Origin of the sequence: Streptomyces sp. NPDC001536 (assembly GCF_042894505.1) — a bacterium.
Classification (GTDB): domain Bacteria; phylum Actinomycetota; class Actinomycetes; order Streptomycetales; family Streptomycetaceae; genus Streptomyces.
The window spans coordinates 208,882-222,543 of the sequence record NZ_JBIAVQ010000009.1 but is presented as its reverse complement, the minus strand read 5'-3'; the positions used below and the strand labels follow the sequence as shown (position 1 = coordinate 222,543).

General features: G+C 69.4%; 11 protein-coding genes. 4 read left to right on the top strand and 7 right to left on the bottom strand.

The window, feature by feature from the left end; translation table 11 throughout:
* Positions 1-109 precede the first annotated feature (109 nt).
* The 3 genes from ACFY0U_RS25015 to ACFY0U_RS25005 all read right to left on the bottom strand — a co-directional run bounded on the left by ACFY0U_RS25015 (position 110) and on the right by ACFY0U_RS25005 (position 3,949).
* Positions 110-1,162: a BMP family protein gene (locus ACFY0U_RS25015; protein WP_388639304.1), complete on the bottom strand. Its 1,053-nt coding sequence runs from the start codon at positions 1,160-1,162 to the stop codon at positions 110-112.
* 243 nt (positions 1,163-1,405) lie between these two features.
* Positions 1,406-2,443: a BMP family protein gene (locus ACFY0U_RS25010; RefSeq protein WP_388639302.1), complete on the bottom strand. Its 1,038-nt coding sequence runs from the start codon at positions 2,441-2,443 to the stop codon at positions 1,406-1,408.
* 285 nt (positions 2,444-2,728) lie between these two features.
* Positions 2,729-3,949 (bottom strand): amidohydrolase, encoded by a 1,221-nt coding sequence (locus tag ACFY0U_RS25005; protein ID WP_388639300.1) that lies wholly within the window; start codon positions 3,947-3,949, stop codon positions 2,729-2,731.
* Positions 3,950-4,501: 552 nt separating this feature from the next.
* Here ACFY0U_RS25005 and ACFY0U_RS25000 point away from each other — a divergent pair.
* Entirely contained in the window at positions 4,502-5,170 is a 669-nt protein-coding gene (locus ACFY0U_RS25000) for a class I SAM-dependent DNA methyltransferase (RefSeq protein WP_388639298.1), read from the top strand.
* A gap of 33 nt (positions 5,171-5,203) precedes the next feature.
* Here ACFY0U_RS25000 and ACFY0U_RS24995 read toward each other — a convergent pair whose 3' ends face one another.
* The 4 genes from ACFY0U_RS24995 to ACFY0U_RS24980 form a co-directional block, all read right to left on the bottom strand.
* The gene (locus ACFY0U_RS24995) at positions 5,204-6,274 is read right to left on the bottom strand and encodes a hypothetical protein (RefSeq protein ID WP_388639296.1); all 1,071 of its coding nucleotides are present in this window, start codon (positions 6,272-6,274) and stop codon (positions 5,204-5,206) included.
* Between the two features lie 59 nt (positions 6,275-6,333).
* Positions 6,334-7,275 carry an N-acetylneuraminate synthase family protein gene (locus tag ACFY0U_RS24990; RefSeq protein ID WP_388639294.1) on the bottom strand — a complete coding sequence of 314 codons (942 nt, stop codon included), beginning with the start codon at positions 7,273-7,275 and terminating at the stop codon, positions 6,334-6,336.
* A gap of 14 nt (positions 7,276-7,289) precedes the next feature.
* Positions 7,290-8,510 (bottom strand): cytidylyltransferase domain-containing protein, encoded by a 1,221-nt coding sequence (locus ACFY0U_RS24985; protein ID WP_388639292.1) that lies wholly within the window; start codon positions 8,508-8,510, stop codon positions 7,290-7,292.
* A 140-nt stretch (positions 8,511-8,650) separates the two neighbouring features.
* A complete protein-coding gene (locus tag ACFY0U_RS24980) occupies positions 8,651-9,973 on the bottom strand; it encodes a DUF6716 putative glycosyltransferase (protein ID WP_388639290.1) in 1,323 nt (440 codons plus the stop codon).
* Positions 9,974-10,171: 198 nt separating this feature from the next.
* On the opposite strand from ACFY0U_RS24980, the gene ACFY0U_RS24975 reads away from it, so the two are divergent.
* The 3 genes from ACFY0U_RS24975 to ACFY0U_RS24965 all read left to right on the top strand — a co-directional run bounded on the left by ACFY0U_RS24975 (position 10,172) and on the right by ACFY0U_RS24965 (position 13,617).
* Positions 10,172-11,158, top strand: a complete 987-nt coding sequence (locus tag ACFY0U_RS24975; RefSeq protein WP_388639289.1) for a glycosyltransferase family 2 protein — start codon at positions 10,172-10,174, stop codon at positions 11,156-11,158.
* The gene (locus ACFY0U_RS24970) at positions 11,158-12,501 is read left to right on the top strand and encodes an alpha-2,8-polysialyltransferase family protein (RefSeq protein WP_388639287.1); all 1,344 of its coding nucleotides are present in this window, start codon (positions 11,158-11,160) and stop codon (positions 12,499-12,501) included. The genes ACFY0U_RS24975 and ACFY0U_RS24970 overlap by 1 nt, the downstream gene beginning before the upstream one ends.
* A gap of 138 nt (positions 12,502-12,639) precedes the next feature.
* On the top strand, positions 12,640-13,617 hold the full coding sequence (locus ACFY0U_RS24965; RefSeq protein WP_388639285.1) for a hypothetical protein: 978 nt from the start codon (positions 12,640-12,642) through the stop codon (positions 13,615-13,617).
* The last annotated feature ends 45 nt before the right edge of the window (positions 13,618-13,662 follow it).

The following is a 13,662-nucleotide window of genomic DNA, read 5'->3' as shown; positions in this document are numbered from 1 at the left end:
CGGGAGATCGACGGCAGGGGCGCGAGGAGCCATCCTCTCCGCGCCCCGTTCCGTGGCCGTAACGCTGTCATTACAGCGGTCTTCTGGCCAAGGCCTCTACCCGGAAGGGTCAGGAGGTCTTCACCGTGATGGTGCCGTTGATGATGCCCTCGGACGCCTTCTTGATCGCGTCCTGGATCTTGGTGTTGTTCGCGAACTCCGGGTTGGAGTTGGAGACGCTCACGCCACCGTTGGAGAGGCTGCCGCGGACGACGCCGGTCTCCGGCTTGCCGTCGTGGACGGACTTGGCGAGCTCGAAGACCGCGCCCTCGACGTTCTTCATGGCCGAGGTCAGGATCGAGGACTTGTACGCCTTCAGCGCGTCCTGCTTGTACTGGTCGGAGTCGACGCCGATCGCCCAGATCTTGGCGGCGCTGGCGGCCTTGATGACGCCCTGGCCGGACAGACCGGCGGCGGCGTAGATGACGTCCGCCTTGTCGTCGATCATGCCCTCGGCGGCGCTCTCACCCTTGTCGGGGCTGGAGAAGCCACCCTCGGCGGCGGTCTCGGTCAGGTACTGCTCCTTGACCGTGACGCCCTTCTTGGTGTCCTCGACGCCCTGCTTGAAGCCCGCGCCGAACTTGTGGATCAGCGGCACGTCCACGCCACCGACGAAGCCGACGACGTTGGACTTGGTGGACAGCGCGGCGGCGACGCCGGCCAGGTAGGAGGCCTGCTCCTCGTGGAAGACGAGGTCGGCGACGTTGTCGGCCTTGATCTGCTCGTCGTCGACGATGCCGAAGGTGGTCTTCGGGTACTTCTCGGCGGCCTCCTTGACGGCCGGCGCGTAGGCGAAGCCGACGCCGATGACCGGGTTGTAGCCCTGCTTGGCGAGGTTCTCCAGGCGCTGCACCTTGTCCGCGTCCGACTCGCCGTCCTGCGGCTCGACGGCCGTGGACTTGTAGCCGAACTCCTTGTCGGCCTTGTCCAGGCCGGCGGTCGCGGCGTCGTTGAAGGACTGGTCGCCCTTGCCGCCGACGTCGTACGCGAGCGCGAGGCCCAGGTTCTTGTCGCTGCTGGAGGAGGACGAGGAGGAGGTGGACGAGCTTCCGCAAGCGGAAACGGTCACGGCAAGAGCTGCGGTTGCAACGCCTGCAACCGCGATACGGGACACCCGGCGCATGGAACGAGACTCCTTTGTGCAAGCGCCCAAACCAGGCGCTGGTTCCGCCGCAGCGTAACGCGCGTAGACCAGACGGAAAACCCCTTCTGTCCGGTCCGTTACCGAGCTGTGGCCACAGTTGGTGGACAGACTACGGACAGCAGTACGCCCCTTGCGGGATGCAAGGGGCGTACGAGCTGCAACGCTGCCCGAGAGGGCGTATGAAAGGGGCCTTACGGCCTTACGGCGAGAGGTGGGCGACCCTTACGAGGTCTTCACCGTCACCTTGCCGTCGATGATGTCCTGCTTGGCCGCGTCGACCGCCTCGACGACGTCCGTCATGGCCTTGTACTTCGGGTTGGAGTCGGCGAAGCCCACGCCGCCGGACTTCAGGTCGCCGCGGACGACGCCGGTGAGCGGCTTGCCCTCGTAGACCGACTTGGCGAGCTCGTAGACCGCGCCGCCGACGTTCTTCAGCGCCGAGCCGAGGATGTAGTCCTTGTAGTCCTTCAGCGCGGACTGGTTGTACTGGTCGGAGTCGACGCCGATCGCCCAGATCTTGTTGGCGGCCGCCTCGGAGATCACGCCCTGACCGGACAGGCCGGCGGCGTGGTAGATGACGTCGGCGCCCTTCTCGATCTGGCCGCTGGCCGCCTCCTTGCCCTTGTCCGGGCTGGAGAAGCCACCCTCGGCGGGGGTCTCCGTCAGGTACTGCGACTCGATCTTGATGCTCGGGTCGACGGACTTGACGCCCTGCTCGAAGCCGGCGCCGAACTTGTGGATCAGCGGGATGTCCACACCACCGATGAAGCCGACGTGCTTGGCCTTGGAGGCCTTGGCGGCGGCGACACCCGCGAGGTAGGAGGCCTGCTCCTCGGAGAAGACCATGTCGGCGACGTTGGCGGCCTTGACCTGCTCGTCGTCGATGACACCGAAGGTGGTGTTCGGGAACTTCTCGGCGACCTCCTTGACGGCCGGCGCGTAGATGTAGCCGACGCCGATCACCGGGTTGTAGCCGGCCTTGGCCAGCTCGGTCAGACGCTGGATCTTGTCCGCGTCGGACTCGCCGTCGCTGGGCTGGACGTCCCGGCCGCCCATCTTGAATTCCTTGTCGGCCTGCTCGAAGCCGGCGTAGGCGGCGTCGTTGAACGACTGGTCGCCACGGCCGCCGATGTCGTACGCCAGGCCGATGCCCTTGCCGTTGTACTTACCGGACGCCGACGCCGACGACTCGTCACTGCCGGCCTTCGTGCTGGACTCGCCACAGCCGACGGCCGCGAGCGCGATGACCGAAACGGCCACCACTGCTTGGGAGAACCTGGTCCTCCGAGATATGGAACGCACAGCAAGCACCCCTTCATCCCACGGCCCGTCGAACGGCCCGCTACCCCAATGCGCCGCCGATGGTGGCCATTTCGGCGCACAGTAACGCGCGTAGAAGAGGAGGGGAACGGGGTTCCTCGTGGCCGTTATCGAACCGTGCCGACTTCGGGTTACGTTCGCCGCCCGCCGGTTACACCCGGGTGACACAAGGGGACGAAGGGGTGCCAAACCGGCCACCCCTTCACAAGATCTTCTACGAACCCCTCAGGAAGCCCCATCGAGCAGCGCGGCGGCGGTGAACAGCTCCACGCCCGCCGTGATCGCCGACTCGTCGGCGTCGAAGTCACCCTGGTGGAGATCCCGTACGGTCCGCTCCCCCGGGGTACGGACCCCGAGCCGGGCCATGGCGCCCGGCACATGCTCCAGATACCAGGAGAAGTCCTCGCCACCGAGGCTCTGCTCGGTGCCCTCGACCGAGGCGGCTCCGCGCCGGGCGGTCATGGCGTCGCGCAGCAGATCGATGACGGCCGGGTCATTGACCACGGGTGGCACTCCACGCACGTAGTTGATCTCCGACTTGGCGCGATACAGATTGGCGACCTCGTCGATCGCGGCGACCACGACGTCGGGCGCCTGGCGCCAGGCCTCGATGTCCAGGCAGCGCACGGTGCCGGAGAGCTCGGCGTGCTGCGGAATGACATTGGGCGCGTGTCCGGACTCGATCCGCCCCCAGGTCACGGCGAGCCCGGCACGGGTGTCGATCCGCCGGGCGACGATCGCGGGCACGTCGGTGACGACACGTGCGGCGGCGGTCACCAGGTCGGTGGTCAGATGCGGCCGGGCGGTGTGCCCGCCGGGTCCGCCCAGGGAGATCTCCAGCCGATCGCAGGCGGAGGTGATGGCACCGGCCCGCAGCCCGATCCGCCCGGCGTCCACCCGCGGGTCGCAGTGCACGGCGACGATCCGCCCGACCCCCTCCAGCACCCCGCAGTCGATGGCGTCGGCGGCACCACCGGGCAGCACTTCCTCGGCCGGCTGGAAGATCAGCCGTACGGGCCGCGGCAGCAGCCCCTGCCGATGCAGGTCGGCCAGCACGAGGCCGGCCCCGAGCACCACCGTCGTATGCACGTCGTGCCCACAGGCATGGGCCCGGTCCGGCACGGTCGAGCGGTACGGGCAGTCACTCTTCGTGTCCGGAATGGGAAGGGCGTCGATGTCGGCCCGCAACGCGAGCGCGGGGTGGCCCGCACCCCAGTCCCCGATGTCACAGACGAGCCCGGTACCCATCGCGAGCACACGCGGCCGCAGCCCGGCCTTCTCGAGCCGCGCCTTGATGGCGGCGGTCGTACGGAACTCCTGGTTGCCGAGCTCCGGATGCATGTGCAAGTCACGCCGGAACGCGACAAGTTCGGCACGCAGCGACTCCGGCAGCGTGCCGGGAAGCGGAGCTTCCGCGGGAAGATCGGCCTCGGACTCTAGGGACATCAATTGCTTCACCCTCTGAAGGGTAGGACGCCTGGCCGACCAACTGCCCCTCGATCAACAAAAGTTCAACCCGTTAGGGGAAGAAAATCCGGCCGCTCGACGCATACGTATCGATTGGGATGGGTAAACTCGCCCGGCTTTCCGGCCGAGTGGATCATGAAATCCCCAGAGAGACCCGGCCGAAGACATCCGGCCACACCCGTCACTCATCCACTCCTCCCTCCACGGATACCACGCGCGGTGCCACCCCGTCGGGTCTGTTCACCTGTCGGGACCGCACCGCCCCGTAATTCCACCCTGCCTCCACTGAGACGCTTGTTCCGGTCCCGGAATCATCACCGCCGAGCGACGTTTCCGCCACGCGGAGCGACCACCCGAGGGGCGGGCGGCCACGGGACGGGGCCCGTCGCGGCGATGCGCGGACCCGTCCCGGCGCACGCCACGAAAGGCGGCGGCCGGCCGCCGAGCGGACCCGGTGAAGAAGCGGGTGGCCCCCAGCGACGCGCTCAACCATCCCCACCCCTGCGGATGTTCACCGTCTAGGGTGCCCCCGTGACTTCCGAGCCCCCGCCCTACATACAGACCACCCGAACCTCGTACGACGCGATCGCCGAGGCCTTCGACAAGCAGTTCCCCGAAGACGGCCTGACCGCCCTCACCCTCGAACGAGCCCTCTTCACCGCCTACGCCGAACTCGTCCGGGCGACCGGTACCGCCCCCGTGGCCGACCTCGGCAGTGGCCCCGGACACATCACCGCCCATCTGGACACGCTCGGCCTGTCCGTCTTCGGTGTCGACGTCTCCCCGCGGATGGTGGAGCTGGCCCGGCGCAACCACCCTGGCCTGCGGTTTCACGTGGGTTCGATGACGTCCCTGGACCTGCCGGAGGCGACGCTGGGCGGGATCACCGCCCTGTACTCGATCATCCACGTCCCGGACGAGGATCTGCCCGCGACGCTCGCGGAGTTCCGCCGGGTCCTGGTGCCCGGCGGCTACCTGCTCCTCGCCTTCCAGGCCGGGGCGGAGGAGGGCACCGAACACCTGCACCTGGCCGAGCGCTTCGGACACGACATCTCGCTCGACTACTACTGGCGCGACCCGGACGCCGTGGTCGGCCGTCTCGCCACGGCGGGCTTCCGCCTGCACACCCGGGTGCTGCGCGAGCCGCAGGAGGGCGAGGTACGCCCGCGCGCCTTTCTCCTGGCACGCAAGGACGGCTAGGGAAGGCCCCGCACGCCCTGCCACCGCGGCCCCTCAGACGACCGCGATCACCGACGGCAACCGATGCACGTCCCGCGCCGTCCCCGTCACCCCCGACAGGAACCCCTGCGCCCGCGGTGAGGCGTTCTCCGTCAGCCAGCTCGGGTCGATGTCGCAGACGGCGACCCGCACCTCGGTGCCGACCAGGGCCAGGGGCAGGGTGTGGACGACCGTCGAGGGGAAGCTCAGGATGGTGCGGCCGATCGGGCCCCGGCGGGCGATCAGCTCCAGGGGGAGGTCCGGGCGGACTATCTCCAGACCGGTCTCGACCGCGAGGCGGTGGAGTTTCTCCGTGCTCTCGCGGCGGTGGGCGAAGTAGCGGGTGGTGCCGTGGGCCTTGGCGAGGGTGCGGACCGCCTCCAGGTACCGCTCACCGTCCACCACGCCGGTCTCCACCAACGACGTACCGACCATGTCGGCGCCCTTGGTGATGCGGGGCGGGCCGAAGCGGGCGCGGGTCCAGGCGAAGGTGTTGGCCGAGACCGTCACCCCCGCCGGGGTCTCCTCCATCGGCATGGACGAGAAGATCTGCACCCGTCGGCGCTCGCTCGGGGTCAGCCGCTTGCGGGCCGAGGACGACACCGGAGCGAAGATCAGGTCCCGGGGGCCCGGGCGGCCGCCCTTGCGGTGCCAGCGGACCAGCCTCTCCCCACGGGCGAGTTGGGCCACGAACTCCATCGTGGCCGTGCCGTCGTCGACGACGACCAGCTCGGCCGCGCGGGTGATCGTCAGCAGCAGTTGTACGTAACGGGAGAACGGGTCGCCCAGGACGACCCGGTCCGCCCTGCGGAGCGTGCCCGCCAGGCCCCCGATGGTCTGGAAGGGGGCCGCGGGACCGCCCCGGGCCTCCTCCCAGCGGACCGCGTGACCCTCTTCGCGGGCCAGCTCGGCCATCCGGCGGAGCTGGCCGCGGGTCATGGGGTCGGTCGGGGACAGCACGACGAGGGTGAGCCCCGCGCCGGGTGCGTGGGCATGCGCCCACTCCAGCACGTTCAGGAGCTGTACCGGGCTCTCGACGAACGCGAGAGTGGAGTTGCTGCCGGTGGACCCGGCGCGGCGGCTCATCGACGTAGGACCGTCCCCTAAGTGATTCGACTCAGAACTTCAGCCTTGGAACCTCAGGCTCAGACCGAGACGGGCTCGCCCGCCGCGGCGGCGATCTCGGCCTCGGCGACGACGCCCGCGACGCGGCGCAGCTTCTTCATCGGGCCGAGCTCGGAGTCGTAGACCTTCTTGACGCCGTCGCCGAGGGAGGCCTCGATGGTGCGGATGTCGCGGACCAGGCGGGTCAGGCCCTGGGGCTCGACGGAGGCGGCCTGGTCGGAGCCCCACATCGCGCGGTCGAGGGTGATGTGGCGCTCGACGAAGGTGGCGCCGAGGGCGACCGCCGCGAGGGTGGTCTGCAGGCCCGTCTCGTGGCCGGAGTAGCCGATCGGGACGTTCGGGTACTCCTCCTGGAGGGTGTTGATGACGCGGAGGTTGAGCTCCTCGGCCTTGGCCGGGTACGTCGAGGTGGCGTGGCAGAGCAGGATGTTGTCCGAGCCGAGGACCTCGACCGCGTGGCGGATCTGCTTCGGGGTCGACATGCCGGAGGACAGGATGACCGTGCGGCCGGTGGCGCGCAGCTCGCGCAGGAGCTCGTCGTCGGTCAGGGAGGCCGAGGCGACCTTGTGGGCCGGGACGTCGAACTTCTCCAGGAAGGCGACGGCCTCGGTGTCCCACGGGGAGGCGAACCAGGCGATGTTCTTGCTCTTGCAGTACTCGTCGATCTGGCGGTACTCGTCCTCGCCGAACTCCACGCGGTGGCGGTAGTCGATGTAGGTCATCCGGCCCCAGGGGGTGTCGCGCTCGATGTCCCACTGGTCGCGCGGGGTGCAGATCTCGGGGGTGCGCTTCTGGAACTTCACGGCGTCGCAGCCGGCCTCGGCGGCCACGTCGATGAGCTTGAAGGCGTTCTCCAGCTCACCGTTGTGGTTGATGCCGATCTCGCCGCAGATGTAGACGGGCTGGCCGGGGCCGGCGAGACGCTCGGAACCGAAGGAACGCAGACGGGAGTTGGTGCTCATGGCAGGCAATTTCCTTACTTGGTGAGGGAGTCGAGAGAGGGGCCGAGGATCCAGCTGGCGATCTCTCGGATCGCGCCGTCGCCACCGGGGACGGTGGTGACCGCACGGGCGGCGCCGCGTACCACGTCGTGGGCGCTCGCGACCGCCACGGGCCAGCCCACGAGGGCGAAGCACGGGAGGTCGTTGACGTCGTTGCCGACGTAGAGCACGCGCTCGGGCGCGATGCCCTGCTCCTCGCACCACTGCTTGAGTGCGAGGTCCTTCCGGTCGATGCCGTGCAGGACCGGGAGCTTGAGCTTCCGGGCCCGGGCGGCGACGACCGGGTTCTGCTCCGTGGAGAGGATCAGCATGTTCAGGCCGCTGTTGCGCAGGGCGGCGATGCCGAGGCCGTCTCCGCGGTGCACGGAGACGAACTCCTTTCCATCGGCGTCGATCAGCACCCGGTCATCGGTCTGGGTGCCGTCGAAGTCCAGGACGACCGCGTCGATGTCGTCGGCGGTCGGCAGCGAACCGGGGCGGTCCGCGTCGAACAGGGGGGCGAGTGCCCGTGCCCTGGCGAGGTCGTGCGGGTCGTCGATCTCCAGCACGCGCGCGGCGTCCGTGCGGACGAGTTCCGTGCGGCCGAAGAAGCGGTGCTGGTGCTTGCGGAAGCCCGCCGCGTCCATCGCGTAGGCGGCGCCGGTCTCCAGGAGGTCCTGGGGGCGGTCCTGGCGGCGGGGGCGGTAGGACTTGTCGTGGTTGACGCCGTGGCCGCCGCCGGTGTCCTCGTCGTCCGCGTCGCGCCAGATGAACCCGTGGAAGGGGGCCACGGTCACCGCGGTGTCGGCACCGCTCTCCACGACCGCGCCCGCCACCCCGTCGATGTCCTCGCGGACCAGGAACGGGCTGGTGCACTGCACGAAGACCACCACGTCGACCGCCGCGCCGTGCAGCGCCTCATGGGTGTCCATCGCGTGCAGCACCGCGGCCTCGGAGGTCGCCGTGTCCCCCGCGATCGCGGCGGGCCGCAGCACGACCTCCGCACCGGCCTCGCGGGCCGCGGCGGCGATGGCCTGGTCGTCGGTGGAGACGACGACATCCGTCACCAGCCGGGCGGCCAGGCACTCCCGCACCGCCCGGGACACCAGCGGCACACCGCCGACGGGGGCGAGGTTCTTCGCGGGCACCCCCTTGGAGCCACCGCGGGCAGGGATGACGGCGAGCACACGACGTACACCGGCCGGCAAATCGGGCATGGGTTGCACTCCTAGCGCAGGGTTCACAGAGGTAGAGGGAGGGCCGGCGCAGCCGCCCTCCAGGGGCGCGGGGAACTGCGCGACAAGCCCCGACGGCGCAGCAGCCGCAAATGGACCCGTCGCGGCACTCTCGAAGGCGCTCAAAGCTCCCCCATCCGCCGAATAACCGGCGCCACCCGCTGCACCCCGTGCCGATAAGCCCCCCGAGCCGCCCGCCGCACGATCTGCCGGACAGGCCCCGGCTCCTTGTCCGCGGCGGGAGCCCCCGGCAGCGGACTGCCGTCGGGACCGAGGTGATGGCGGGCCAGAATGCCGGGCAGATAACCAGGAGCCGTGGCGGGCGTGTAGTACGGGGTCAGCGGCGCCAACCCCCCGGGACGGGCCCGCAGCTTGGCGATCCGCTCCCGCGCCGCATCGAACGCGGTCTCGTACGAGCCGTCCGCCACGACCCCCTGCCGGGCCACCCACTCCGCGTCCGCCACCGGCCGGTGCCCCGCGTCCAGCTGGTCCCAGGAGGCGAGGCAGCCGGAGCCCACGAAGTGGTGGTTGCCGAGGATCTCGCGCACCCCGAGGTCGGTCAGGACGACCGTCGGGATCCGGCGGTGCAGGGATTCGAGCGCGGCCGTGGAGCTGATGGTGACGAGCAGGTCGGTGCGGTCGAGGACCTCGCCCATGTTCCCGTACACCAGGCGGAAGTTGGCCGGCGGATCGAGCCGCTGGACCAGCTTCTGGTAGGGCTGCTCCTCGATGTGCGTGGTGTGTTCGCCCGGCTTGGAGCGCAGCTTCAGCAGCACCTCGCGCTCGGGGTGCAGCCGGGCGTGCTGGATCAGCCGGTTCAGCAGGTACGTACGGTCCCTGCGGCTGTCCGGGACGGACGGCTGTACGGCGAAGACCACGGTGTACGGGTCGTGCTCGCCTTCGTAGGCGGCCCCGCCGAGGAACGGCAGCGCCACCTCCGTCACCGACGAGGCGTCGGCGCCGACCCCCTCGTACACGGCCCGGAAACGCTCCGCGTCCTGGCGGGAGTTGGCGAGGACCAGGTCCGCGCCGTGGCGCAGGAGCAGACCGTCGGCGAGCTTCTCGTAGACGACACCGACGTATCCGGTGACGACGACGGGACGCTTCTCGCGGCCCTCCCACACGCGCTTGAGGCCGTGCAGCATGGCCTGGACGCCGCCGCCGACGAGGGCGACGACGACCACGTCGTACTCCTCCTCGGCCATGGCGCGCAGGAACTCGACGGAGGTGACCTCCCGCAGCGAGTCGGCGTGCACGCCGACCTCCGCCAGCTGGCGCGGGGTGGGGGTGGCGCGGCCGCGCAGCAGGAAACCGCTCAGGGCGAGGGGCCCTTGCGCATCCTCGCGCGGGGCGATGCGATTAGCTGTGAGGGCACCCCATTTCCAGCGGGTGTCCGAGTCCGCTAGGACCGCGATTCGCGTCGGCGTCGTTGTACTTGCTGGCACGTCCTAGACGCTAGGAAGCAATTTCTAGGTATGGCCCAACCGCGAATCAACGAAAAGTTAACAACAGCCCACCGAGAGCCGAACTGGCCCGCCAAAGCCCGGGAAGTACATGGGATGCACCGTTCCGACACATTGAGTTCACCCCCCGTACCATCACCGTCCAGTTCCCCTGCCGGGCGGCCTTCTAGCGTTTCGCAGGTGCCAAAGCTTTCCGTGATCGTGCCGTTCTACAACGTGCAGCAATACGCCCCGGACACCCTCAGAAGTCTGCGGCTCAACGCCCGGAGCGACTTCGAGTTCATCCTGGTCGACGACAAATCCAAGGATGAAACACCGGCCATTCTCGAACGGGCGGCCGAATCGCTTTCGGATGTCGCGCAGGTGAGATATATCCGCCATGAGGAGAACGGAGGTCTCGCCACCGCCCGGAACACCGGACTGGACGCGGCGACGGGCGAGTACCTCACCTTCCTCGACGGCGACGACTGGCTCGCGCCGGGCTATCTCGCCGAGCTGGTGGCCGCCATCGAGGACCTGGGCTGCGACTTCATCCGCACCGACCACGTCCAGGCGACCGCCCGCGCCCGGTCCGTGCACCGGGCGCCGGTGGGCCTGCGCGGGGAGGTGCTGAACCCGCGCGAGGCGATCCTGCCCGCCGACCGGACGACCTCCGTCGACTACGCGTACGCGTGGGCCGGTGCCTATCACCGCCGGCTCCTGGACAAGGGCCTGCTGCACTTCACCGACGGGCTGCGCACGGCCGAGGACCGGCCGTGGATCTGGAAGCTGCACCGCGAGGCGGAGTCGTTCGCCGTGGTGAGCCTGCTCGGGGTGTTCTACCGGCGCGGGGTGGCCTCCTCGCTCACCCAGATCGGTGACGCCCGTCAGCTGGACTTCATCCGCGCCTTCGACCAGGTCGTCGAGGAGACGGCGACCGACCGGGACGCCGCCCGGCTGCTCCCGAAGGCGGTGCGCACCTACTGCGCGATCATCGCCCACCATCTCTCCGACCAGGCCAAGTGGGAGCCGGGCGTGGCCAAGCAGCTCCAGGCGATGAGCGCGGCGGCCATAAAGCGGATGCCGCAGGACGCCCTCGGCGACGTACTCGACACGATGGACCTGCGCCGCTCGTCCAAGCTGCGGCGGCTGCGGCGCCGGGTCACCACAGCGAAGGCGGCTGCCTGATGTCCCCCCACCCCCGTCGTACGACCCAGATCTTCTGCGCCTCCACGCTGTACGGGGTGGCCACCCTGGCCGCCGCGATCGACTCCGACCTCTTCGAGGAGGCGGAGCGCCGGGTGCTGCTGGTGTTCAACAACTCGGCGAACCCGGAGACCACTCCGGCGGTCGACGACATGCCGGGCTTCGAACCCCTGCGCGACCACTTCGACGACGTGCTGTCGTGGAACGAGGCCATCCGCCCCTTCCACCCCGGCTCCTGGACACCGCGCGCCGACGACATCCCGCTCTTCGAGCGTTATCTGCGGCTGCTGTGGGGCCTGGGCGAGGACCGTGTCGAGCTGGTCCTGGAGTCCATCCAGGTCACCCCCGCGCTCACGGTGGCCCAGCTGTTCACCGGCGCCCCCGTGCATGTCTACGCGGACGGCCTGATGAGCTACGGCCCCACCCGCAACAAGCTCGACCCGCTGGTCGGCACGCGGGTGCGCCGGCTGCTCCACCTGGACCTGGTGCCGGGACTCACGCCGATGCTGCTGACCGAGTTCGACGTGCCGGCGCAGGTCGTGCCCACGGGCGCGTTCCTGAAGGTGCTGAGCGAACTCGGCGCGGCCGTACCGGAGTTGCCGGTCCTGCCGGAGAACTCGGCGCTGCTCCTCGGCCAGTATCTGTCCGCGCTGAACATCCTCTCCGCCAAGGAGGAGGAGGATCTGCACGTACGGATGATGCGCGGCGCGGTCGAGCGCGGGCATCGCAGCATCGTCTTCAAGCCGCACCCCACCGCGCCGGCCCGCTTCAGCCGCGTCCTGGAGACCGAGGCCGGGAAGCTGGGCGTCGACCTGACCGTGCTGGACACGCCCGTCCTCGCCGAGGTGCTCTTCGAGAAGGCCCGGCCGGGGCTGGTCGTCGGCTGTTTCTCGACGGCACTGTTCACGGCGTCGGTCTTCTACGACCTTCCCGTCGCCCGCATCGGCACCGAGCCGCTCCTGGACCGGCTCACGCCGTACCAGAACAGCAACCGGGTCCCGACGGTGCTGGCCGACGCGGTGCTGCCGGACCTGGAGCAGCGGGGCGGCGAGGACCCGCTCCCCTCGGACGAGCTGAACGGTCTGGTCACCGCGGTCGGCTTCACCCAGCAGGACCGGATCTACCCGGGCCGGCGCGAGGCGGCGGAGAAGTACCTCGCCAAGCAGCTGCGCCCGCGCACCCAGCGGTACTTCAAGAAGAAGCGCCTCACGTCCCTCGGGCTGCCCGGCGGCATCCCGGAGCGCCTGGCGTTCCTGCCGCACAACTCCACGGCCCGACGGGTCGTACGACAGGCGCGGGCTCTGAAGAAGGCCGTGAAGCGCTGAGCGAATGAGGGATGAACTCCCTGGAAAGGCCGTGGAAATACAGCCCAACCATCGAGCTACTCCGTTGATTCAATGGTGAAGCGGTGTCCAGGTCCCTAGGATCACGGGCACCGCCTATCCGAATCCCGTGAGGCACTCATGACGAAGCTCGGCCGGCTCTACTCCCTCTTCGACAGCGTCACGCTGCCGGAGAATCTGCCCTACACCCAGTGCAGCACCTGGGAGCTGCAGTTCCTGTACCTGGTGGGCCGGCACCACCTCACGGGCCGGGACCGGATCGTCGAACTGGGCTCGGGGGGCGGCGGATCGACGTACGCGCTCGCGCTCGGCCTGAGCGAGAGCCCCGTGTTCGACCAGAAGACCGGGCGGCTGCACGCGTACGACTTCTTCCGGGTCGGCAAGGGCACGTTCGCCTCCGAGAAGTTCTTCGACTCCGGTCACAAGCCGGTGGACGACAACTCCTTCCTGGACGACTTCAAGGGCCGCCTGGAGCCCTTCCTGCCGTTCCTGGAGATCCACGCCGGTGACCTGTGGCAGACCTCGGATCCCGAGGACACCAGCCCCGTGGAGTTCCTGCACATCGACATAGCCAAGACGGCCCGGGTGTTCCGGTGTGTGTCGGAGCGGTTCCTGACCCGGATGCGGCCCGGCACGGTCGTCCTGCACCAGGACTTCGCCGGGCCCCGGCTGCCGTGGCTGCACCACAGCACGGGTGCGCTGCTGCCGTACATCGAGATCGCCGGGCCGCCGATCCGCTCCACCCTCGCCTTCGAGGTGACGAAGCCGATCCCCGCGGACGTCCTCAAGCGGATCACCGAGGACGACTACACGGTCGACGAGAAGCTCGCCCTGATCTCCGCCGTCCAGGAGGAGATCGACCGCGACCACACCGGCGGCATCCCCTTCAAGTCCGTCCTCGAGCTGTCCAAGGCGTATGTCGCCCACTACGACGGCCAGCACCGGCGGGCCTGGTCGATCGCCAAGCCGCTGACCTCCGACGAGTACCTGAGCCGCACCCGCGCCGACCACTTCGAACAGCTGAAGAAGGCGTACGAGAAGGAGCCGCCGAGCGGTTCGAAGCTCACCCGGCTGCTGCACAGGGCCGTCGGCCGCTAGACAGCGACGGGCCCCCACGACCGTCAGGCCGTGGGGGCCCGCTCA

Excerpts from the sequence above, each read along its gene's own strand:
- ACFY0U_RS24965 (WP_388639285.1), top strand. The coding sequence starts at position 12,640 with ATGACGAAGCTCGGCCGGCTCTACTCCCTCTTCGACAGCGTCACGCTG.
- ACFY0U_RS24995 (WP_388639296.1), bottom strand. The coding sequence starts at position 6,274 with ATGAGCCGCCGCGCCGGGTCCACCGGCAGCAACTCCACTCTCGCGTTC.
- ACFY0U_RS25005 (WP_388639300.1), bottom strand. The coding sequence starts at position 3,949 with ATGTCCCTAGAGTCCGAGGCCGATCTTCCCGCGGAAGCTCCGCTTCCC.
- ACFY0U_RS24990 (WP_388639294.1), bottom strand. The coding sequence starts at position 7,275 with ATGAGCACCAACTCCCGTCTGCGTTCCTTCGGTTCCGAGCGTCTCGCC.
- ACFY0U_RS25015 (WP_388639304.1), bottom strand. The coding sequence starts at position 1,162 with ATGCGCCGGGTGTCCCGTATCGCGGTTGCAGGCGTTGCAACCGCAGCT.
- ACFY0U_RS24970 (WP_388639287.1), top strand. The coding sequence starts at position 11,158 with ATGTCCCCCCACCCCCGTCGTACGACCCAGATCTTCTGCGCCTCCACG.
- ACFY0U_RS24985 (WP_388639292.1), bottom strand. The coding sequence starts at position 8,510 with ATGCCCGATTTGCCGGCCGGTGTACGTCGTGTGCTCGCCGTCATCCCT.